The following is a 23,775-nucleotide window of genomic DNA, read 5'->3' as shown; positions in this document are numbered from 1 at the left end:
CAATTATGAAAAAAGAGAACCAAATCAAATATGAACTGATGCGACTGATGGCATTGGATTCTTATGCCTCTTCTGTTTCATTGCTTTTTATAGTTACCGTAGTTGCCGCTCTTTTTTGGCAAGAGACAGCACTGAGGGTTCTGCTTGCTGTTTGGTTGCTCTCTCTTTATACTGTTCTTATAATCAGAAGCTACTATGTAAGACAGTTTTTACATAATAAAACAAACCTTCAAAAAGCACAAACAATTTTTAATTTTTCCACCATTTTTTCAGCTCTGCTCACCAGTGCAGGTTTTTTGTTTTTATTTACAACTGCTGACCATGTGCATCAGACATTTATTATAATTATTATTTCCGGAACTTCAGCCGGTGCTGTCATTACACTCTCTTATTTCAAAAAACTGAGTATCAGTTATTTGTTTGTCCTGCTGCTTCCGCTTGTTTACACTCTTTTGGCACATAAATCGAATGCTTTTAATGCACTAAGCTATCTTATCATTTTGTTTTTGGTTATGCTCTCCATTTTTTCGGCAAAATACAATAAAAATATTGTAACAACATTAATAAGCAAATATAAAATTTTAGCAACAAAAAAAGCACTCGAAGTTTCAAAAAACAATTTTGAATCAATTTTCAAAGAACTTCCTATCGGTGTTTTCACCTACAGCAAAGACCTCGTACTGACCCAGGTGAACAAAGCATTTGCAAAAATTATAAAGGTTCCTCAGGAAAAACTTTTCAACCTTGACATGAAAACACTCAAAGACAAATCTATAATAGAACCCCTGCAAAAAGTTTTTAAAAATGAAAAAGCAGTTTATGAGGGTATTTACCATACAACACTCACTGACCTGGATCTGTGGATACGGTTGCATGCAATTCCCATGTATGATGCACAGGGCAATATCATTTCCGGACTGGGCATGGTAGAAGACATCACAACAGAGGTACAGAATCAAAAAAAACTGGAGTACCAGGCTTTTTATGATTCTCTGACCGGTTTAACCAACAGAGCCTCTTTTCGCAACTATTTAGAGCAGTTTATGAAAAAAATTCACCGCTCAAAAGAGTATGGTGCCCTGCTGTTCATTGATCTGGATGACTTTAAGAATATTAATGATTCTATCGGACATGATGTCGGTGATTATGTATTGCAGATATTTGCACAAAGAATCAGAAAAGTTCTCAGAGCAGAAGATATTTTTGCCAGACTCGGAGGGGATGAGTTTGTCATTCTCCTTTCGCAAACTGATGCAAATCTTGCAAAGATGCATGAAACAGCTCTGTACTTATCGGAAAAAATTCATACAACCCTCAAAGAACCGATACACAAAGAAAATGAAACACTCTATATATCACTCAGTATAGGCATAAAAATACTCACACCCGAAGAGCTTGATACTACCACTATACTCAAACATGCAGATATAGCCATGTATGAATCAAAAAAAGGAGGAAAAAACAAAACCTCTTTTTATGACAGTGCAATGAGCAGACAGATACAGGAGCAACTGCTTTTGCACAATGAACTCAAAATTGCCATACAGGAAAAACAGTTTGAACTCTACCTGCAGCCTATTGTAGAGACAAAGACAGATAAAATTGTTTCTGCCGAAGCATTGATACGATGGAATCACCCGACAAAAGGGCTTCTGTTTCCAGATGCTTTTATAGAGTATGCAGAACAGTCCAGCCTTATCATCAACATAGGCAGTTGGGTGATAGAGAACGCTTTTGCAATGTATAAAGAACTCGAAGATACGCTTGAAAATATTGCTGTAAATATCAGCTTGAAACAGTTTTCCCAGGATAATTTTGAAGAACTTTTGCTTGCAAGTGCAAAAAAACACAATGTACATCCTCGCTGTATCAAACTTGAACTTACAGAATCTGTGATGCTAAACAATCTGGAAAAGACCATTGACAAAATGCTCCATATCAAAGCGCACGGATTTGCATTTTCCATGGATGATTTTGGCACAGGCTACTCTTCACTCTCCTATCTGAAAAATCTGCCGTTTGACTATCTCAAAATCGATCAAAGTTTTGTACGGGATATGCTTGAGAATGAAAATGACAAAAAGCTTGTCAAAATTATTATTGATGTGGCAAAACAGTTTGATTTTTCAGTAATAGCCGAAGGAGTAGAAACAGTCGAGCATGCTCACTTTATAAAGGAAAACGGATGTGACTACTATCAAGGCTATCTGATATCCAAACCTGTTCCTTTGGCAGAATTTAAAAAACTCCTCTAAAAGACTTATTATTATGTAAGTTAATAAAATTAATAACTTACATTTATTAATTGTTAATGCTGATTGGAATAATATTCCGCCATGAAAACACATATCACAAACTTTTTTCGATCCGTTTTCTATCTGTACTATGATGGTTTTGTAAATATGAGAACAGGCAAAACCCTTTGGATTCTCATAGCTGTAAAACTATTTGTTATGTTTGCCGTTATAAAATGGCTGTTCTTCCCAAATATATTGCAGGAAAACTTCAAAACTGATACACAAAGAAGTCAATATATTTTGCAACAACTCACAAAGGAAAAATAATATGGAACACACTGACGTGCTTGTTGACTGGTCACGGGCGCAATTTGCTCTTACAGCACTCTATCACTGGCTTTTCGTACCGCTTACACTTGGTTTGACATTTATCGTTGCCATTATGGAAACTCTTTATGTCAAAACCGGCGATGAAAAATGGAAACAGACAACAAAATACTGGATGGGACTCTTGGCCATTAACTTTGCCATAGGGCTGGCTACCGGTATTATTATGGAGTTTGAGTTTGGTACCAACTGGTCGAACTACTCCTGGATTGTCGGCGATATTTTCGGTGCACCGCTTGCCATTGAAGGGCTTATGGCATTTTTCATGGAATCGACATTCTTTGCCGTTATGTTTTTCGGCTGGGACAAAGTCAGCAAAAAAATGCACCTGACCTCCACATGGCTTGTTGCGATCGGTTCAAACCTCTCTGCACTGTGGATTTTGGTAGCAAACGGCTGGATGCAGCACCCTGTTGGTATGAAATTCAATCCCGATACGGCAAGAAACGAAATGTTGAATTTTTGGGAAGTATTTTTCAACCCGAATGCAGTCAGCAAGTTTTTGCATACAATAAGCAGCGGTTATGTACTTGCTTCACTTTTTGTTATAGGAATCAGTGCCTGGTATCTGCTTAAAAAACGCGATACACAGTTTGCACGACGCAGCATTATTGTAGCCTCAAGCTTCGGGCTTATTACCTCACTTTTTTTGTTAACCACAGGTGATGAATCAGCCCACCAGGTAGCTCTCAACCAGCCCATGAAACTTGCCGCTATGGAAGGTTTGTATGATGGAGAAAAACGCGCCGGAATTGTTGCCTTTGGTGTACTTGATACCGCAAAAGAGATAGGTGACGACTTAAATCCCTTTCTTTTCAGTTTTGAAATCCCGGGTGCGCTTTCTTTCCTTGGCTACCATGATTTGAATGCTTTTGTACCGGGTATAGACAACCTGATGCAGGGAAGCGAGAAATACGGCATTATGTCCATACCGCAAAAAATGCAAAAAGGGAAAACTGCCGTGGCCGCTTTAGGCGCCTATAAAAAGTTCAAAAAAGAAGGCAATCTTGTTGAGGCTGAAAAAGCACTCAAAACTTTTGAAGCAAATCAGGCTTATATGGGCTACGGTTATTTGAAAAAACCGCAGGATGCTGTCCCCGATGTTGCACTGAGCTTTTACAGTTTTCATACAATGGTAGGGCTTGGCACATGGTTTTTGGTTCTTTTTATGGTAACACTTTATTATGCCATGACCAACGAAATGCACAACAAAAAGTGGCTGCTCTACCTCGCAGTGGCAACCATTCCGCTTGGATATATCGCACAGGAAGCCGGATGGATAGTAGCAGAAGCGGGACGTCAGCCCTGGGCTATTCAGGATCTGCTTCCGGTAGGTATGGCAGCTTCCAACATTGCCTCAACAAGCGTTATGATTACTTTTTGGCTCTTTGCAGTGCTTTTTACAGCACTCTTAATAGCCGAAGTAAAAATCATGTTAAAACAGATAAAAATCGGGCCGGAGGGACATTAAATGTTTGACTTACTCACTTTACAACAATACTGGTGGTTCTTAATCAGTCTTTTAGGAGCACTCTTTGTCTTTATGACCTTTGTACAGGGCGGACAGACACTGCTGTATACTCTGGCAAAAACAGAAGATGAAAGAGATGTTTTAGTCAACTCTTTAGGGAGAAAATGGGAACTTACCTTTACAATGCTTGTCATGTTCGGCGGTGCGCTTTTTGCCGCAATGCCGCTTTTTTATGCAGTAAGTTTCGGCGGTGCCTATTATGTCTGGATGGGCATTCTTTTTTGTTTTATTATTCAGGCTGTCGCGTATGAATACAGAAAAAAACCGGACAATTTTTACGGGGAACGTTTTTATGAGACCCTGCTCTACATCAACGGCTCCCTCGGGATATTTTTAATCGGTGTGGCAGTGGCGACACTCTTTAGCGGCGGTAATTTCATTGTCAATGAAAACAACCTCTCACACTGGACGATGCAGAGCTACGGGCTTGAAGCACTTTTAAACCCTTTTAATGTTGCCTTTGGATTGATGCTTGTTTTTCTTTCACGATTTCAGGGTGCTTTGTATTTTTTAAATAATGTCGATGTGCCGACTGTTACGGCAAGAGTCAAAAAGGTTGTTATTGTAAACTTCGGGATGTTTCTGATCCTTTTTCTTTATGTTTTGGCAACAATATTGTTTATGGACGGTTTGCGTTATGATCCCGATACCCTTGTTGTCAGTGTTGAAAGTATGAAATTTTTACACAGCTTTATGGATATGCCGGCTTTAGCAGGTTTACTGCTTGTCGGTGTTCTCACATTGTTATACGGAGTAGTTATCGCAGTAACGAAAAAAGCACAAAAAGCCATCTGGTTTAGCGGATTGGGCGTTATACTTACAGTGCTTGTATTGTTTTTGATTTTGGGACTGGACGCTTCTGTTTTTTACCCGTCACTTGCAGATATACAAAGTTCACTCACCATACAAAACAGTTCAGGAAGTCACTACACACTTGAAGTGATGAGTATTGTCTCTGTCCTTGTTCCGGTTGTCCTGCTTTATATTATATTTGTATGGCGTTCAATGGACAAATCACAAATCACAATAGATGAAGTCAAATCTGACCCGCATCATTACTAGGAGAAATTATGGAATATTTAGCAGAATCAATTTGGTATTTAAGCTGGCCGGTCATTATTTATCTCTCATATAAATTTGTCAGTCTCAACCTGCATCACTACAAAAAGATGGAAAGACTCGAAGAACTTGAAGAAATACATGCAAAAACTCAGGCTGCCAAAAAACAGGCAGCCTGAGAGGCTACTCGCAGTAAGTTGCCAGAAGCCCTGCTTTGAGTGCATTGTACGTCTCTTCTCCTTTGAGTTTTTTCACGATTTTCAGACCAAAGCACAAGGCCGTACCCGGTCCGCGTGAAGTCATCACATTTTGATCTTCAACGACCATTGCTTTGTCTCCCATATATCCTTCTTGGCGTATCTGTTCTTCTACAGACGGGTAGCAGGTATATTTTTCTTTTAAAACACCCGCTTTGTTCAGGGCAAACGGGGCTGCACAGATAGCTCCGATATTTTTTCCTTTGGCATCCATCTCACGCAAAATTCTCTGTACATTTTCATCATCAGCCAGAGCATAGGTACCGTCCCATCCGCCAGGCAAAACGACCATATCAATCATGTCGGCATTGACATCCTTTACATGTAAGTCCGCTTGAATGACAATATTGTTCGCTCCTTTTACAAGCATCTCTTCACTTAAAGATGCAACCAAAACTTCAATCTCTGCACGTCTTAAAACATCTATGATGCTCACCGCTTCTATCTCTTCAAATCCGTTTGCCAACGGGACTAAAACTTTACTCATAAACTACTCCTTTCCTAAGAACTTTTTATTATTCTAACACGACTTCAGTAACAAAAAAATTAAGTACAATCAAAGGTCAAAGAGATTAAAATGTTCACTAATAAAAGTTATAATGTGTTAATATTAAATACTGGAGATATTTTGACAAAAGCGCTGCTTATACTGTTACTGTTTCTTTTGAGTGCCTGCTCTTCAAAACCACAAAAGCAGATTGTCATCTCTACAAATCAATGGATAGGCTATGCACCTTTGTTTTATGCCTATGAAACAGGAAAACTTGATTCTTTAAATATAAAAATAGTTACCAGTGTCTCTCTCGCAGAAGCAGCCGATTTGTACAGTATCGGCAAGGCGGATATGGTGACCACCACACAGCATGAATACAATATTTTAAAACAAACCACCCATGATATCAAAGCGGTTATTTTGATAGACCGCTCAAACGGCGGCGATATGATTTTGTCAAACAGAACACTTGAGGCACTCAAAAAAAGTACAAAAACAGATGCCTATCTTGAAGTTGATTCCATCAATCAGGAAATTTTACTTGATTTTCTCAAAAAAAATGCCATCAGTAAAGAGAAGATAAACTTTATAAACAAAGATCAGCGGCAAATCCAGGATGTGGAAAATGACCCCCAAAAAGCCATACTCATTGCCACCTACACGCCTTATGAGATTGCTTTGAAAAAAAAGAATTTCAAAGAGGTTGCCTCAACAAAAGATATTAACAGTATTATTGTCATAGATGCACTGTGTGCAAGAGATACTCTTATAAAAAATGACAAGCAGAGGCTTATACAACTCAAAAAAGTGATAGACAAAGCTATAACAACCATAGAAACAAATCCAAAAGCATCCTATAAAGTTATTTCCAAATACTTTTCACATGTAAGCTATAAAGAGTATCGTCACTCCCTGAGTCTTATCAAATGGATAAACAAGCCCTCACAGGAGCTTTTGGAATATATACAACAGTATGGATACAAAAAGGACGATATCATTTTATGAACTCCATTTCCATAAAGAGTTTTATCCTGTCGATTATATTTGTTGCGTTTGCACTCGAAGGATATATTTTTTATAATTTTTTTGAAAATTCAAAAGAGACGATAAGCAAACTGCTTCAGACAAGCATACAGACCGATGTGTTAAATCTCAAGCACTTTATGGAAAAAAATTTAAAACAAAAAGACATCAACTTTATTGCCTCCCATATTGACAATATTATTATCATTAATCCCACTGTCAAAGATATACATATTCTTGATAACAGCCAAAATATTATTTACCATGCAAATATCAGATATGAAGATCACAATCACTCAACACAAAAGTGTCTCCCGATTTCCAAAATTACAAATACGAATATTTTCACACAACAGTGTTACTCTTTTTCCATTAAAACTTTTCATGGACTCCAAGCAAAATATTATTATGCAAATGTATATATTGATGAAGCCTATACGCATGGACTCATTGCACAACAGATAAGAAAAATTCTTGTCGCCTTTCTTGTAAGCGCTTTTGTCTTTATACTGTTTTTATGGGTATTGTCAAAAATCTACATCATCACACCTCTTGAGAAACTGCGCCAGTATGCCTACTACAGTCGAAATCCTCCAAAAAACTTTTTTGTCAAAGAGATTGAGAGTATCCGCTACTCCCTCAATATGACATTCAAAAGGCTGCAGCAGGAACAGGAAGAACTCTATAATTTGTCGACAAAAGACCCTTTAAGCGGCCTGTATAACAGGCTGAGTCTTATAGAAAAAATCAATTGGCTGATTGCAAAAAACAAAAGAGACAAAAAAGAGTTTGCCATTATATTTTTGGATCTGGATAATTTTAAAAATATAAATGATTCAAAAGGGCATGCCTTTGGTGATAAAATTCTTTTGCACATTGCTCAGGTTCTTTTAAAAACAACCCGAGAAAATGATATTGTCGCACGTCTGGGAGGCGATGAGTTTGTAGTAATTCTGCCTGATTTTTCAAATGAAAATACAATTATAGAGATTGCCCAAAGACTCAAAGAAAAACTCTCATTGCCTTTTAGGATTGAGGATGAGGAGTACCAGATCACTGCCAGCATGGGGATTGCCATCTATCCCAAAGACGGCAGGGATGTCCAGACACTGCTAAAAAATGCAGATATTGCAATGTACAAATCAAAAGAGCTTGGAAAAAACAATTTCCAGTTTTTTACAAATGCCATCAACAAGGCGGTTCAGGAAAAAATACATATGCAGCAAATCATAAAAGATGCTTTGCAACACAATCATTTCAAACTCTATTATCAGCCAAAAGTAGATATAAAAACCAAAAAAATAGTCGGATGCGAAGCACTTATCAGACTTATAGACCCTGTAGAGGGAATCATTCCTCCTTACAGGTTCATCGGTATTGCTGAAGAAAACAGAACGATTATTCCTCTTGGAGAATGGATTATTCAAGAAGCTGTTGCTCAAATAAAAAAATGGGAACAGACTCCTTTAAAAAATATAAAAATCTCTGTCAATCTGTCTGCTGTGCAATTCCAAGACCCAAAACTCTTGCAAAAGATACAAAAATATACACAGGACATAGACAGAAGCAAATTTGACATAGAATTGACAGAATCTGTCCTTATACAACATTTCAAAGAACGGTTAAATATTATCAAAAATATTAAAAAACTGGGAATCACTCTCTCTTTGGATGATTTTGGCACCGGCTACTCTTCTTTGTCTTATCTCAAAGATATTCCTTTTGATACCCTTAAAATAGACAAAGCATTTATAGACAATATTTACACAAAAGATGATTTGACCTTTATCAATATGATAGTGGGTATTGCCGATGACCTGCATCTCAATGTCGTCGCCGAGGGTGTCGAGACAAAAGAACAGCTCAAACTTTTAGAAGAAATCAACTGTAAAGAGTACCAGGGATATTTGTGTTCCAAACCGGTACCGCCAAAAGAGTTTGAGAAGTTATTTAGCTTAGATTGTGTATAATAATCCAATTTTATACAAGTGGACAGTTATGTTAAGTTATGAATCTATAAAACCTTATCTTTTTAAATTCCAGCCGGAAACTGCACATCATATTGCCGAATGCGTTTTACGCCTGCCAAATATTTGTCAGATTCCCTTTAACTTCTTTTTGGAATCTCATTTCATCAATGATGCAAGTCTGAAGCAGGAAATTTTCGGACGTACCTTTTACAACCCGGTAGGACTTGGCGCCGGCTTTGACAAAAATGCAACAATGATACGCGGTATGCAGATTTTGGGATTTGGTTTTACCGAGATCGGTACAGTCACCCCAAAACCCCAGGCCGGAAATCCGAAGCCAAGAATGTTCCGCCATGTGGAGGAACAAAGCATTCAAAATGCCATGGGTTTTAACAATGACGGTGCCTATAAAGTCATAAAGAGACTCAAACAACGCACTCCGTTTACTACACCCATTGGTATCAATATCGGAAAAAACAAAACAACACCTGAAAAAGAGGCTCTTAATGACTATACGCATCTTATCAAAGCTTTTGACGGGTTGGGTGACTATTTTGTAATTAATATTTCCTCACCAAATACACCCGGGTTACGGGATCTGCAAAATGAAGCGTTTATTACAAACCTTTTTACACAGGCAAAAAAACTCACACAAATGCCGATCTTGCTAAAAATTGCACCGGACATGGAAATACAAGACGCCGTAAATTTAACAAAAATGGCAGTTCAAGCCGGAGCTGACGGTATCATAGCGACAAATACAACTATAGACTACTCACTTGTCAAACATCCAAAAAGTACAGGCGGGCTCAGCGGTGCCGTCCTTAAAGAAAAAAGCTTTAAAATCTTTGACGCTATTGCAAACGAACTCTATGGAAAGACAGTACTGATTTCCGTCGGCGGTATTGATTCTGCGGAAGAAGCATACAAACGCATACGGGCAGGCGCATCACTGGTACAGATTTTAAGCGGATTGATTTTTCACGGTCCCGATATGATCATGAACATAAACAAAGAACTCATACAACTGCTCAAAGCAGACGGTTTTGACAATATTGCACAGGCCGTCGGAGCTGACAGAAAACAATGAAAATACTACTTACAATACTCTTAACACTAGGAACACTTATGGCGACATCACTCCCAAAATACGAAACAAAAACACTTAAAAACGGACTGCAGATTGTAGTCATCCCTTTGAAGAACCATTCAAATGTCATCAGTACGGACATTTTTTACAAAGTCGGCAGCCGAAATGAGGTCATGGGCAAAACAGGCATAGCCCATATGCTTGAGCATATGAACTTTAAATCCAGCAAAAATCTCAAAGCCGGTGAATTTGACAAAGAGGTCAAAAGCATCGGAGGGGTGAACAATGCTTCAACAAGCTTTGACTATACGCACTACTATATCAAATCAAGCACAGACAATTTAAACAAATCCATAGAACTCTATGCCGAACTTATGCAAAATCTCAATCTCAAAGATGACGAGTTTCAACCCGAGCGTGATGTTGTTACAGAGGAGAGACGCTGGAGAACCGACAACAATCCTTTGGGATATCTCTATTTCAGACTTTTTAACAATGCCTACATTTACCACCCGTACCACTGGACACCTATCGGGTTTATGAATGACATCAGAACATGGACCATCAAGGACATAAGAGATTTTCATGCGACCTACTATCAGCCGCAAAATGCCATTTTAATGGTAACAGGGGATGTCGATCCAAAAGAGGTCTTTAAAAGTGCAAAAGCCGCTTTTGGCAAAATAAAAAATCATGGGAAAATCCCAAAAGTAAAATTTGTAGAACCGGAACAGGACGGAGCAAAAAGAGTGATCGTCCACAAAGAGAGTGAAGTGGAAATGCTCGCTATTACTTTTCATATTCCTGATTTTAAAGACCCTGACCAGGTCACACTCAGCGTTATTTCCGAAATTCTCTACTCGGGGAAAAGTTCACGGCTCTATAAAGAACTTGTAGACAAAAAACGTCTTGTCAACTCTGTCTATGCATACAATATGGAAAACACAGACCCGGGACTTTTTATATTTATGGCTACATGTAACCCCGGTGTCAAGGCAGAGACGGTAGAAAAAGAGCTTATCAGACAGATAAACCTGATGAAAGAGACAAAGGTGACAAAAGCGGAGCTTGAAAAAGTCAAAATCAACACAAAATCAGATTTTATCTATTCGCTTGAGAGTTCAACCTCTGTGGCTAATCTTTTTGGCAGCTACCTTGTACGGGGAGACATTGAACCCCTTTTACATTATGAAGAAGAGGTCAATAAAGTCACAGCAAAGAAGGTCCAACAAGTTGCTCAAAAGTATTTTAATTTTGACAAATCGACAACCCTTATTTTAAAGAAATAATAAATACTTATAACATAAAGTTACATAAAAGTAATTCTTTTGTAACTTTATCAAAAAAATATCACAAAAAATAAGTTTCTGTGCTACCATTAGTAAAAATAATACTATGCAAGGTTCTTATTCGTGTCAAAAACTTTCTTCTTTCTCCTTATTTCATCCGCTCTTTTTGCCATTTCAAACCAGGAAGTTGCCAACAAATGTGAAGCTGTTATGAACGGTTTCAAAGACTCCTCCTCAACTATGAAAATGACGCTCATTAATGCCAACAATCAAAAACGTGAACGTCATATGAAAATGATCATTCTTGAAAAAGCATCCGGAAACAAATCACTGATGACCTTTCTTTCGCCTGCGGATGTAAAAGGAACAAAGTTTCTCAATTATGAGCATATCAACAAAGATGATGACCAGTGGCTCTATCTGCCGGCATTAAAACGTGTAAAACGGATTGCTTCAAAAAACAAATCGGGCTCTTTTATGGGTTCGGAATTCTCTTATGAGGATCTCAGCTCTTTTAGTGCGAAAAAATACACTTTTACAGGTGAAGCCAAAGAAGAAATGCTCAACGGCAAAAAATATTATGTCGGCAAAAGAGTGCCTGTCAGTAAAAACTCAGGCTATACAAAACAGATCTCATGGGTGAATGCAAAAACATTTTTGATAAAAAAAGTGGACTATTACGACAGAAAACATGAACTGCTTAAAACAGCTTTTTTTGATGACTACAAAAAGATAAAAGGCGTATGGCGCGTAGGCATGATGAGAATAAAAAACCATCAAAACGGCAAGAAGACCATTTTAGTCTGGGAAGACGAAAAAATAAAAACCGGGCTCAAAGAGAGAAATTTTCATAAACGCGTCTTGAAAAAATAATTATGAAACTGCTTTTTTTACTGCTTTTTTGCATAAGTATCCTTTATGCAAAATCTGATGATACCTGCTACTCCGTACAACTGACAAGTTTTAAATTCAAAAAGAATTCGACCTATGATTTTGCAGCACACAATTACCCAAAAACATGCAGACTTATCTCATTTAGCAATATCAACAGTGTACGCTGCGGGTGTTATGAGAAATACCGTGATGCCAGAGCAGCACTCAAAAAACTCTCAAAAAAATATCCAAAGCCTATTATTGTAAATACATATAAATACAGATTTCAAAAAAAAGTTGAAAAAGTTGAAAAATTACAAAAAAATTACAAAAAAATTACAAAAAAGCCACAAAAGAAAAATATTCCAAAAATAAGTCCAGTGTTGCATGAGCCTTTGCGTGTAAGCGAAGAAGTAACACAAAAAGAAACAGCAAGTTTCCTCGATGACATCAGCTATCAGGGCAATATCAACCTGACACTGCAGTCCTATATGAAAGCTCCTGCAGGCAAAGAGAAACAAAATGCACTGCTGTCTGCCAATTTTGAAGCAAAATACATCAAAGAAAACTTTACAGGGTTTGCAAAAGCCAGAGTACAACAGGATTATTATGATTTGCAAAAAACAGCGAAACATACCAACAGAAGTTTTATCCGTTTGGATGAACTTTACGGCAGTTATGATTTTGAAAATGATTCCATCCTTCTTGGAAAAAATATTTTGTTCTGGGGTGCACTTGAAGTACGCAATATTGTCAATGTTTTTAATCCTGACGAACTGCGGTCTGACCCTTTTTACACAGACAAACTCGGTGTCATCAATGCCGCTTATACGCATTACACAGAAAGCGGAGAGTTTTCTGCCATTATAAAACTGTATGAACAAAACAGGAAAATGCCTGCCTATCCTTATGTCTATTACTATTTTCCCGCTACACTCAATGTAGCGCCAAATGTTACTCTGCCTTTGGTATATAAAGAAAAACTCAAAACAAAAGCCAGCCCCTACCGACCAAGTATTTACCTGAAATATTCAGACAGCACAGACACCCAATATGCACTTGATTATGCTTTTGTCTTTGAAAACGGGTACGATTCCCAACGCTACTATACACAAACACTCCAGGCTGACAATACTGTTACAACAGAAGAAAATGCCTATTTGGTTAACAAGTTTATGACCTATGATACCCTTGTAATTGGTGCAACACTCTACAAGCTTGAAGCCACCTTTGCCGACATTCTTGATGATACACTTGTTTCTGATTATATACATGTAGGCATTGGTGCGGAACATACGCTCTCGCAGGTTTACAAAGAGGCTGATCTGGGATTGCTTGTGGAATACTACCGTTATATTACACTGCAAAGCGGAAAAAAAGATGATCTGGCACTGTTTGAACTTTTTCAAAATGACCTCTTTTTAGGGCTTCGTTACAGTTTCAACCAGGGCAACGATGCAAGTATCGTCGGCGGCGGCATACTTGACCTTGATTATAATGAACAGGTCTACTATATGGAGTATCAAACCCGTGTTATGGATACTTTCAAACTTAATTTTGACTACAGATACATATCTCCGTCAAAAAATTACAATACGGCTTTTAAACTGATGGGTGCGCATGAACGCATCAGTCTAAAACTCGGTTATTATTTTTAATATAGAGGAAAAAATGAAAAAATTTGTAGATTTCATCATCAGATTTCGCTGGTTTATTGTCACACTGATTCCGCTTATTACTGTTGTACTTGCCTATCAGCTCAAATATGCACAGTTTGACGGCTCCTACAGAATCTGGTTTGGCGAAGAGTCACAAACACTCAAACAGTATGATGCCTTTAAAAATACCTTTGGCAATGATGACTCCATCATCATAGTTTTTCGCGATGAAAACGGTATTTTTAACAAAAACGCGTTACATGTAATAGATCGGCTCACCCAAAAACTCTGGCAGACAAAATACATAGCAAGAGTAGATTCACTTACAAATTACCAATATGTCCATCAAAACCCGCAGGACGAAGATGACATTCTCATAGATAATTTTATAGAAGATATTGACGCTTTACATGTAAATGATTTACAGAAGAAAAAAGAAATTGCTTTGAGTGAAGACTTAATTGTCAACCGTATTATATCAAAAGATGCCAAAACTACTATGATAGTCGGGCGTTTGACACCAAAAGCAGGCAACACCATTGGGGCTTCCAAACATATTATGCAGGATATAAACAGATATATCCAGGAGGAAAAAGAGAGCGGTTACAAATTTTATCTCGCAGGCGGACCTGTTGTCAATACAACATTCAGTTCCCTCGGTCAGTATGATGTCAAAACCTTTACACCGCTTGTTCTTTTGATAGCAATGCTTCTGCTGTGGATTATTTTTCGTAAAATTTCCGGTGTTTTTCTGACAATAGCCGTCGTTGTTTTTACCTTTACTATAGTTCTGTCACTGCAAACAGTTTTTGGCTACAAACTCAATAATTTTACGGCAAATATGCCCGTATTTATCATTGCTATCGGCATTGCCGATGCTATGCACCTTTTTTGGATCTATCTGCTTGGCAGAAAAGCAGGACTTGACAATTATGCGGCAATTCATGATACTTTGGAGAAAAACCTCCTGCCTACTTTTTTAACCTCCATAACAACCGCTGTCGGTTTTGCTTCTTTGGGTATTTCAGATATTGTTCCCATCAAGACCTTAGGTCTGGCAACAGCAAATGCCGCCATATTGGCCTTTGTCATTACGATACTTTTTGTTCCTGCAGCCCTGGCAATTTTAAATATAAAGGTCAAAGTCACGCAAAAGACGGCTGTCCAAAACAGACTCGGTGCCTTTGCCAAAAAATATGCAAAATTCATCATAAAGCATGACAACAAAATTATCATTGCCACACTTCTGCTCTTTAGCTTTATAGCTTTTGGACTGACAAACCTCAAAGTGGATTCCAATGCGGTCAGATATTTCAGAGAGGATGTTCCCTTTCGTCAAACCGTCAATGTGATAGAAAAAAACCTTACCGGTCCGATGAGTTATGAAGTTGTCATAGATTCAAAAATCACAGACGGGATTAAAAATGCAAAATTCATGCAAACAGTTGACAGATTCTCACAGGCGCTCAAAGAAAAATTTCCGGATGCCAGACATACCTCTTCGCTTGTAGATGTGGTCAAAAAATTCAATGAGGTCATTGATGCAAACAAAAGCATACCAGACAACAACAATCTTATTGCCCAATATCTTCTGCTGTATTCACTCTCACTGCCGCAGGGTATGGAAATAAATGATAAAATGGATGTCAACGAACGGCTGCTCAGACTCACTGTATCTATGAATGTCGTTGATACCTCAAAAGATCTGCAGATGATAGAGTGGATTGAGAAGTGGTGGCAAAACACGCCTTATTCTGCACAGGTTAACGGTCAGACCCAAATGTTTGCACATATGCAGGCTGATGTCACAAAAACTCTTATTGAATCTATATTGCTTGCTATTACCGCCACTTCTCTGCTTATGTTTTTTATTTTTAAAAATATAAAAATGATACCGCTCTTTTTAATTCCCAATATCTTGCCTATTGTCTTGGTCATAGGTGTTATGGGCTGGCTCAACATTAACATAGATTTGGGTGTAGCCATCTCAGGTGCCATCATTCTCGGTATAGCCATAGATGACACAATTCACTTCTTAATCAAATACAAAGAAGCGAGAAAAAAAGGATTTGATTTTGAAAATGCCCTGGCCTATGTTATGCAGTATGCAGGTTTGGCAATGGTACTGACCACTGTCGTTTTAAGCAGTGCATTCATAGTCTTCCGTCTTTCACAGTTTATGCTCAATGCAAATTTCGGACTCATTACAGCCATTGCTTTACTCATCGCCCTGCTGGTAGATCTGCTCTTATTGCCGGCACTTTTGAAAAAGATTGACGGCAAAACAAGAAGCATACTTATAGAAAAGGAGAAAATATAATATGTTGGATATAGAAAAAGCCTACAAAACAAATTTTAAGAAAGCAGTCAAATATCTGCCGACACCTGTCAACAATTTTTTTATAAAAAGACTCAAAAAAATATTCCATGAAGAAAAATACAATGAAATTCATGAAAAAAACCATTATCTGCATGGACTGGAGTTCGTTGACAGTATGCTTGAACTGTTAGACATAGACTACACAATCAAACCAAAGGAACTTAAGAACATTCCCTCAACGGGCAGAGTACTGGTTGTCGCAAATCATATCACAGGGGCCTCGGATGCCTTTGCACTGGTGCAACTCATCGCCAGTGTAAGAGAAAACAAAAAAGTAAGACTGATGGTAAACGGCATGCTTATGGGAGTGACACAGGCAAGTGACATCATCATTCCCGTTGACAACATTACAGGAGCCATTACAAAAACAAGTATCAAAGCCATCAATGAAGCTTTGGCAAACGAAGAGGCGGTAATCATTTTTCCCGCAGGTGTTGTCAACAGATTTTCACTCAAAGGGATTAAAGATACCCCGTGGAAAGCCAGTTTTTTAAAAATTGCAAAAAGAAATAAAACACCGATTTTGCCTGTCAGGATTGAAGGACGCAACAGTCTTTTGTTTTATTTTGTATCTTTCCTGCTGCCTAAAAAGCTCAGCGGTCTTTTAATGCTCCCGCATGAATTTGTCACAGCAGGAGAAAAAAAACCGCTCGTCTTCAATATAGGCAGAGTTATTCCTCTCAGCTCTTTTTCTGATGAAAATATCAGCATTGCCGAGTATCTCAAACTTTTCTACCGGCATCTTTATACCCTTGGAACAAAAAAGAAGTGTGTTTTACAAACGGAAACAACTATCACAGCAGCACACAACAAAATGCTTCTGCGTGCAGAGGTAAACAATGCCGAAGTTTTGGGACATACACTTGACGGCAAAAAAATCATTCTCGCCCAGGCGGATGAAGCACCCTTTTTAATGCAGGAACTCGGACGTGTGAGAGAAATTTCTTTTCGTGCAATCGGCGGAGGCACAGGCACAGCAAAAGACAATGACCTGTATGACAACTACTACAAACATCTTATCCTTTGGGATGAAGAAGATCTTGAAATTGTCGGAGCGTACCGCATAGGAGAAGTCGCACAAATCATAAAAAACCGTGGTATGGAAGGACTGTATACCTACAACCTGTGTGATTTCAGTAAACATTTTCAAGACTACTGCAACAACTCCGTAGAACTCGGACGCAGTTTTGTGCAGCCAAAATACTGGGGCTCACGGGCACTCGACAATCTGTGGCAGGGCGTGGGTGCCTATTTGGCAAAAAATCCGCATATCATTTATACCTATGGCACAGTTACCATTAATGCAGACACACCAAAACAGGCCGTTGCGGCACTTGTCTACTTCTACTCTCTGCATTTTTCCTGCAATACCGATATGATGAGTGCAAAAACACCCTATTTTATGAGCTATGAAGAAAAACAGGAGTTTGACATGCTTTTTAAATACAGATCCTACAAAGAGGGGTTTGTTGTTTTAAAAAAATATCTCAAAGAGTTGGGAACGGCTGTGCCGACTTTGTTTAAACAGTATGCAGAACTGTATGATGAGGGGGCTGTCCGCTTTTTCGATTTTAGTGTCAATGAAGGACTCCATGGTGTGGTCGAAGGATTTATCATTGCAGACAATTCAAAAATGAAAGAGGCGAAAAGAAAACGCTACATTAAAAACTTCGAATCTGAAAAAATTTAATACTTTTTAGCTATAATTAGCCATTATTTTTAAAGGCTACTTAGAATGAATTTAGTAACAGGTTCTTCAACCGCACTGATAACTCCGTTTAAAAACGGGAAACTTGATGAACAGACCTATGCTGCGTTAATACAACGCCAAATAAACAACGGTATGAATGCAGTGTGTCCTGTAGGGACAACAGGCGAAAGCGCCACACTGACACATGATGAACACAAACGCTGTATAGAAATTGCCGTAGAAGTCTGTAAAGGCACGCAGACAAAAGTTTTGGCAGGAGCAGGCAGCAATGCAACACATGAAGCGATAGAAATTGCAAAACATGCGCAAAGCTGTGGTGTTGATGCTATCTTTTCTGTTTCGCCTTACTACAACAAGCCTTCGCAAGAGGGTCTGTACCAGCACTATAAAGCTATAGCAGAAGCTGTCAGCGAACTGCCGTTTATGCTTTATAATGTTCCCGGACGTACAGGTGTGGACATTTCTGCAGACACGACTATCAGACTTTTTGATGATGTTAAAAATATTTACGGAGTCAAAGAAGCGACAGGCAGCCTAGAGCGTACTGTAGAACTGCTTTCGCGCAGACCCGAATTAAAAGTATTTTCAGGGGATGATGCGATTGACTATCCTATTTTGGCAAACGGCGGAGCAGGAATCACTTCAGTTACATCCAATCTTATGCCTGACCTGAAATCAGAACTCGTCAGCAAAGCGCTCAGCGGTGATTTTATAGGGGCAAAAGCCATCAATGACAAACTCTACCCTTTGAACAAAGTGATGTTTTGTGAGTCAAATCCTATTCCGATAAAAGCGGCAATGTATATAGCAGGACTTACAGAGACACTGGAGTACAGACTGCCTCTTGTTGCTCCAAGCAAAGAAAACATGAAAAAGATTGAAGAAGTAATGAAAAACTACGATATTAAAGGACTCTAAAGTATGAAAAACAAAACTCTCTTTGTAAGCGGCGGAACTCGCGGAATCGGCAAGGCAATTGTGTATGCTTTTGCAAAAGAAGGCTGTAATGTTGCCTTTACCTATGCTTCAAGCGCTGATACCGCAAATGAAATTATTAAAGATATCGAGACAAATTACGGAGTAAAATGCCGTGCCTACAAACTGGATATATTAGAGCCAAACACATATAAAGATGTTTATAAAGATTTTGACGAAGATTTTGACAGACTTGACTACTTCATATCCAATGCAATCATCTCAGGACGTGCTGTAGTCGGCGGATTTGGACCGTTTATGCGCCTCAAGCCAAAAGGTCTCAACAATATCTATACGGCAACGGTAGATGCTTTTGTCGTCGGTGCACAGGAAGCTGCCAAAAGAATGGAAAAGACAGGAGGCGGCAGCATTATTTCCATGAGTTCTACGGGTAATCTTGTTTATACGCCAAACTATGCAGGTCACGGAACAAACAAAGCCGCTGTTGAGGCTATGGTACGTTATGCCGCAGCTGAACTCGGTGAGAAAAATATTCGTGTCAATGCCGTAAGCGGCGGACCGATTGATACCGACGCACTCAAGGCATTTCCAAACTACGAAGAGGTAAAAGCTGAAGTTGTCAGACGCTCTCCGCTTTCTCGTATGGGTGTTCCTGAGGATTTGACAGGTGCATGCAAATTTTTGTGTTCTGATGAAGCATCCTGGCTGACAGGACAGACAATAGTCATTGACGGCGGAACTACTTTTCAGTAAACACTTACAGCTTATGAAACTCTCAAGAGATCAAGCCCGTACTTTAACATTAAGAGCAGAGGTTCAGAAAAACATATCGGAATCGGTACTTCAGTGCCGACGGCCAAAACATTCCCGTCACTCTCTGCCCACCCTAAAGGATGGGTTCCAAAAAGCCATACATTCCTCGGAATCGGTACTTCAGTGCCGACTGTTAAAACATTCCTGCCACTCTCTGCCCATCCTGAAGGATGGGTTCCAAAAAACCACACATTCTTCGGAATCGGTACTTCAGTGCCGACTGTTATTACTTACTTTTACGCCACTTTCAGCCCGCACTAAAGTACGGGTTTCAAAAATTTGTAAAAGAGAAGAAAGTTTTATAAACGAGCGTAGTTAACACTTATGCAGGCATCTAAGGATGCCAATTCATTCAAGGTAGTATCATTTACCGCATTGTCTACCAAAATTACAGCAAGCGCTTCTGACTGCTCGTTTCTTGCCAATGAAAAATCTGAAATATTGACATTGTTGTCTGCAAGTATAGTTCCTACACTGCCAATGACACCGGGAACATCAGAGTTTTTAAACAGAACCATATCACCTTTGAGAGGGAATTCAATGTCAAAACCGTCTATTGCGACAATACGCTGTACTCCGTCTTCAAAAATTGTAGCTGAAATTGATGTTGTCCCCTCATTTGTTGTGATTTTCACAGTGATAAGGTTCTTGTAAACTTTTGAGTCTCCCAAATTAACCGCTTCAACTTCAATAGCTTTTTCTTTGGCAACAAAGTCTGCATTTACATAATTTATAGTCTCTGAACTGTGGCTCAAAGCACCAACTGTCACAAAAGTTGCAAGAGAATCAACATAGTTTGCTATTTCTCCCTGCCCTTTTACTTTTATAGAGATTATTTTAGACTTATTAATCTGAGACTCCAGAAAACCGATTTTTTGTCCCATTTCCAAGAATGGCTTTACAAAAGGAGGTATTTTACTCTCATCTATCGGCAAATTCATCGCATTAGGATAGGCTATTCCTTTCGCCGCGGCGATTGCATTTTGTGCCGCTTGTGTTCCGATGTTGTACTGAGACTCATAGGTATTTGCTCCCAAGTGAGGAGAAACGACAATATTGTCCAAATCAAGCAGTTTATTGTTAATTGCAGGCTCTTTAACAAACACATCGATGCCGGCAAAACGAATTTTACCGGATTTCAGTCCGTCATACAAAGCATCTTCGTTATAGAGTCCGCCACGTGCACAGTTGACAAGCACAACGCCGTCTTTCATTTTTGCAATTTCTTCTTTATCGATAATATTAATTGTCTCTTGGTTTTTCGGTGTATGTATCGTGATAACATCACATGCCAAAATATCATCAAAGTTCTTGGTGTAGGTCATGTCCAAATCAGTTACCTTTGAAGGGTCGATATACGGATCATAGGCAACTATATCCATCTCAAATGCTTTTGCGCGTTTCGCAACACGGGAACCTATATTTCCAAAACCGATAATACCGAGTTTTTTACCTTTAAGTTCATATCCGTACCACTTTTCACGCTTCCAGATTCGCTGGTTTTTCAAATGGTCATGAGAATACGGAAACATTCTCATACATGAAAGCATGTGTGTCATAGTAAGTTCTACCGCAGCAATTGTATTGGCAGTCGGTACATTCATTACAATGATTCCTTTTTTGGAGCACTCGGGAATGTTGACATTGTCAACACCGACACCGGCACGAACAATAGCTTTCATATTTGTTGCATGTTCTATAAAAAATTCATCAACGTCCGTTGAACTTCTTGTGATGGCAACATCTGCTTTTGGAATAATTGTTTCAACAAGCTCTTTTTTATCCACATCAGCTGCCATGATGAAGTTGATATTTTCATCTTCTTGAAGCATTTTCAAGCCGGCTTCATGGATATGGTCACACACAACTACTGTATATTTCTGCATTTAATCTTCCTTTTTATAAGGCGCAACAGTGGCCTTAATTTTATAATTTTTTAGCACTTTTACCAATTTGTTTAATTTATCTACATTTTGTGAATAAATAAGTAAATCTATACCTTTAGTATCTTTTTTTAAAAAATACTTTAATTTATGTCTTTTCAACTCTTCTTTGAGACAAAAAAGCTGATAGGGATCTAAAAGTTTTGCTGACAGTTTATAGGTAATAGTTTTAGTTATTTTTTCATTCAAATCAAGTGTAATATACACTTCATTCACAGGATAAAAATAACCGAGCCTCTCAGATTTTGAAAAATGATTCAGCCACAGTTTTTCCGGTTTTTTAAAAACAGTTTCATTTTTTAAAACCAGAGGTTGCGTATCTATCACTTCATCCTGTGAGTTTATAGATACTAGAAAAAAGACAATAAACACGGCTACCCCCAATGCTAAAAGCGGGGCAAACCATTTAATTATCTTTTGCATTTAAAAGCTTGAGCTTATTTAAATTTATCTTTTATCAAGTCACCGAGAGAGTGTGATTCTGTATCATTAATCTCTTCAAGCATTGCCTGATTTTTGATATAATCCAATTTTTTAACAGATAAACGGATACGGTCACGACGGGTATCAATGTTTGCAATTGCAGCTTCTATTTCCTGACCCGGCTCTAACTCTTCTTTTACCAGTGGCGCCAAATCTTCATCACGAATAAGTGCATCAACACCGTCTTCGAGAGAAACAAATACACCAAAGTCTTTAATGTCGCGAATAGTCCCTTTGACTACAGAGTTTACTTTGTGTGTTGTAGCAAACTTGTCTATAGGTGACTCCAAAAGTGTTTTACGGTTTAAAGATATTTTTTGGTCTTCTTTGTTGATTTTGGCAATTTTTACTTCAACTTCTTCACCGGATTTCAAAACATCTTTTGCTTTTGTATTTTTGTCCCATGAAATATCCTGATTGTGTAAAAGGCCTTCAACACCGTCTATACGGACAAATGCACCAAAGTCAGTTAAAGATGTAACTGTACCGGTCACCACATCACCTTCATGATATTTTTTAACAAATTCATCAAATGGTTTTGGTAATAGTCTTTTTAATGAAACACGAAGTTTATGTGTTTTAGAATTGATTTCTATTACTTCAACATCGATTTCCTGTCCAACTTCCAGATAATCATTTGGATTTTTTACATTTTTGTTCCATGTGATTTCTGAAATATGCAAGAAACCTTCTATATCATTTCCAAGATCAACAAAAACACCGTATGCTTCAATATTTGAAACAGTAACAGTAATTGTGTCGCCCTCATCCAGTTCACTTTCAACTTCTGCCCAAGGGTCAGGCTGAACAGCTTTGATAGATAAAGAAAGATGACGCTTGTCTTTGTCATAAGAGATTGCTTTGACAGTTACAACATCACCCTCTTTATAAAGTTTTGACGGATTTACCGGACCTTTATAAGAGATTTCATTGTAGTGTACCAAACCGTCAACACCGCCGACATCTACAAACATACCGTAACTGGTGATTTTTTTGATAGTCCCTTCAACGATAACATCTTCAGCCATGAGCTGATCAATGATTTCTTTTTTCTTTTTGCGCTCTTCATTGAAAAGTTTACGACGTGAAAGAATAATCGAATTTTCAGCCGGATCAATTTTCACAACCTGTGCTTTGATTTTACGCCCTACAACATCGTCAGTCTCTTTGAATGCTGCTAAAGAACGCGGCATAAAGAATGAAACTGCATCAGCCTCAACAACATATCCGCCACGATTTTTCTTCGTAATGACACCTTCAACAACCAGGTCTTCAAAATCCTCTTTGTGTGCATCAATAAACTCTATAGTTTTTTCCTGCTCTAAAACTTTTTTGTATGATATTTTGGGACGCTCATTGTAGTACCCCATTTGCATAACTTTAATTTTATCACCGGTATTAAACTTCAACTCACCGTTTTCATCACGGATTTCGTCAAGGCTTAATATACCTTCGAGTTTATCACCTACACTTACTAATGCTCTGTTCTCATCAGCCTGTATCTCTACTATTTCACCTTCTACGATGCGACTTGTTTCTTGCTTTTTTTCGCTTGCTGCGAACATCTCTGCAAAATTTTCTTCTTCTTCAAATGATTCGTTATCGAACGCCATTGCCTATCCTCTGTTACATAAAAATTGTC

General features: G+C 38.4%; 19 protein-coding genes. 15 read left to right on the top strand and 4 right to left on the bottom strand.

Going from position 1 to position 23,775, the window contains the following annotated elements:
* Positions 1–5: 5 nt before the first annotated feature.
* From MLC35_RS04455 to MLC35_RS04435, 5 genes are all read left to right on the top strand, one after another.
* Positions 6–2,255 carry an EAL domain-containing protein gene (locus MLC35_RS04455; protein ID WP_434638031.1) on the top strand — a complete coding sequence of 750 codons (2,250 nt, stop codon included), beginning with the start codon at positions 6–8 and terminating at the stop codon, positions 2,253–2,255.
* A gap of 81 nt (positions 2,256–2,336) precedes the next feature.
* On the top strand, positions 2,337–2,564 hold the full coding sequence (locus tag MLC35_RS04450; RefSeq protein WP_346388580.1) for a DUF4492 domain-containing protein: 228 nt from the start codon (positions 2,337–2,339) through the stop codon (positions 2,562–2,564).
* Position 2,565: 1 nt separating this feature from the next.
* Positions 2,566–4,095, top strand: coding sequence for a cytochrome ubiquinol oxidase subunit I (locus MLC35_RS04445; RefSeq protein WP_151900654.1), 1,530 nt, complete (start codon positions 2,566–2,568; stop codon positions 4,093–4,095).
* Entirely contained in the window at positions 4,096–5,217 is a 1,122-nt protein-coding gene (gene cydB / locus MLC35_RS04440) for a cytochrome d ubiquinol oxidase subunit II (RefSeq protein WP_434638029.1), read from the top strand.
* An 8-nt stretch (positions 5,218–5,225) separates the two neighbouring features.
* On the top strand, positions 5,226–5,393 hold the full coding sequence (locus MLC35_RS04435) for a hypothetical protein (RefSeq protein WP_434638027.1): 168 nt from the start codon (positions 5,226–5,228) through the stop codon (positions 5,391–5,393).
* A gap of 4 nt (positions 5,394–5,397) precedes the next feature.
* Here the strand turns inward: MLC35_RS04435 and MLC35_RS04430 are convergent, their stop codons facing one another.
* Positions 5,398–5,958, bottom strand: coding sequence for a DJ-1 family glyoxalase III (locus tag MLC35_RS04430; RefSeq protein WP_434638023.1), 561 nt, complete (start codon positions 5,956–5,958; stop codon positions 5,398–5,400).
* A gap of 141 nt (positions 5,959–6,099) precedes the next feature.
* Between MLC35_RS04430 and MLC35_RS04425 the strand changes: the two genes are divergently transcribed.
* From MLC35_RS04425 to MLC35_RS04380, 10 genes are all read left to right on the top strand, one after another.
* The gene (locus tag MLC35_RS04425) at positions 6,100–6,969 is read left to right on the top strand and encodes an ABC transporter substrate-binding protein (RefSeq protein ID WP_434638021.1); all 870 of its coding nucleotides are present in this window, start codon (positions 6,100–6,102) and stop codon (positions 6,967–6,969) included.
* On the top strand, positions 6,891–8,957 hold the full coding sequence (locus MLC35_RS04420; RefSeq protein WP_434638019.1) for an EAL domain-containing protein: 2,067 nt from the start codon (positions 6,891–6,893) through the stop codon (positions 8,955–8,957). The genes MLC35_RS04425 and MLC35_RS04420 overlap by 79 nt, the downstream gene beginning before the upstream one ends.
* Before the next feature lie 28 nt (positions 8,958–8,985).
* On the top strand, positions 8,986–10,047 hold the full coding sequence (locus MLC35_RS04415; RefSeq protein ID WP_434638017.1) for a quinone-dependent dihydroorotate dehydrogenase: 1,062 nt from the start codon (positions 8,986–8,988) through the stop codon (positions 10,045–10,047).
* A gap of 38 nt (positions 10,048–10,085) precedes the next feature.
* Complete coding sequence (locus tag MLC35_RS04410; RefSeq protein WP_434638015.1) at positions 10,086–11,336, top strand: M16 family metallopeptidase; 1,251 nt, start codon at positions 10,086–10,088, stop codon at positions 11,334–11,336.
* A 123-nt stretch (positions 11,337–11,459) separates the two neighbouring features.
* Complete coding sequence (locus tag MLC35_RS04405) at positions 11,460–12,209, top strand: outer membrane lipoprotein-sorting protein (protein ID WP_434638013.1); 750 nt, start codon at positions 11,460–11,462, stop codon at positions 12,207–12,209.
* Between the two features lie 2 nt (positions 12,210–12,211).
* The gene (locus MLC35_RS04400) at positions 12,212–13,867 is read left to right on the top strand and encodes a hypothetical protein (protein ID WP_434638011.1); all 1,656 of its coding nucleotides are present in this window, start codon (positions 12,212–12,214) and stop codon (positions 13,865–13,867) included.
* A gap of 13 nt (positions 13,868–13,880) precedes the next feature.
* Positions 13,881–16,187 (top strand): efflux RND transporter permease subunit, encoded by a 2,307-nt coding sequence (locus tag MLC35_RS04395; protein WP_434638009.1) that lies wholly within the window; start codon positions 13,881–13,883, stop codon positions 16,185–16,187.
* Position 16,188: 1 nt separating this feature from the next.
* Positions 16,189–17,937 (top strand): GNAT family N-acyltransferase, encoded by a 1,749-nt coding sequence (locus MLC35_RS04390; RefSeq protein ID WP_434638007.1) that lies wholly within the window; start codon positions 16,189–16,191, stop codon positions 17,935–17,937.
* 45 nt (positions 17,938–17,982) lie between these two features.
* Complete coding sequence (gene dapA, locus MLC35_RS04385) at positions 17,983–18,876, top strand: 4-hydroxy-tetrahydrodipicolinate synthase (protein ID WP_434638005.1); 894 nt, start codon at positions 17,983–17,985, stop codon at positions 18,874–18,876.
* Positions 18,877–18,879: 3 nt separating this feature from the next.
* Positions 18,880–19,647 carry an enoyl-ACP reductase gene (locus MLC35_RS04380; RefSeq protein ID WP_434638003.1) on the top strand — a complete coding sequence of 256 codons (768 nt, stop codon included), beginning with the start codon at positions 18,880–18,882 and terminating at the stop codon, positions 19,645–19,647.
* A 359-nt stretch (positions 19,648–20,006) separates the two neighbouring features.
* Here MLC35_RS04380 and serA read toward each other — a convergent pair whose 3' ends face one another.
* Genes serA through MLC35_RS04365 form a run of 3 tightly spaced genes read right to left on the bottom strand, consistent with a single transcriptional unit; the run spans position 20,007 to position 23,746 of the window.
* Positions 20,007–21,593 carry a phosphoglycerate dehydrogenase gene (serA, locus tag MLC35_RS04375; protein ID WP_346388570.1) on the bottom strand — a complete coding sequence of 529 codons (1,587 nt, stop codon included), beginning with the start codon at positions 21,591–21,593 and terminating at the stop codon, positions 20,007–20,009.
* The gene (locus MLC35_RS04370) at positions 21,594–22,073 is read right to left on the bottom strand and encodes a hypothetical protein (protein WP_151900671.1); all 480 of its coding nucleotides are present in this window, start codon (positions 22,071–22,073) and stop codon (positions 21,594–21,596) included.
* Between the two features lie 14 nt (positions 22,074–22,087).
* Positions 22,088–23,746, bottom strand: coding sequence for a 30S ribosomal protein S1 (locus MLC35_RS04365; RefSeq protein WP_151900672.1), 1,659 nt, complete (start codon positions 23,744–23,746; stop codon positions 22,088–22,090).
* Positions 23,747–23,775: the final 29 nt, after the last annotated feature.

It is taken from the genome of Sulfurimonas sp. NW7, from assembly GCF_051132265.1.
GTDB lineage: Bacteria > Campylobacterota > Campylobacteria > Campylobacterales > Sulfurimonadaceae > Sulfurimonas > Sulfurimonas hydrogeniphila.
This window is presented reverse-complemented; position numbering and strand designations above follow the sequence as displayed.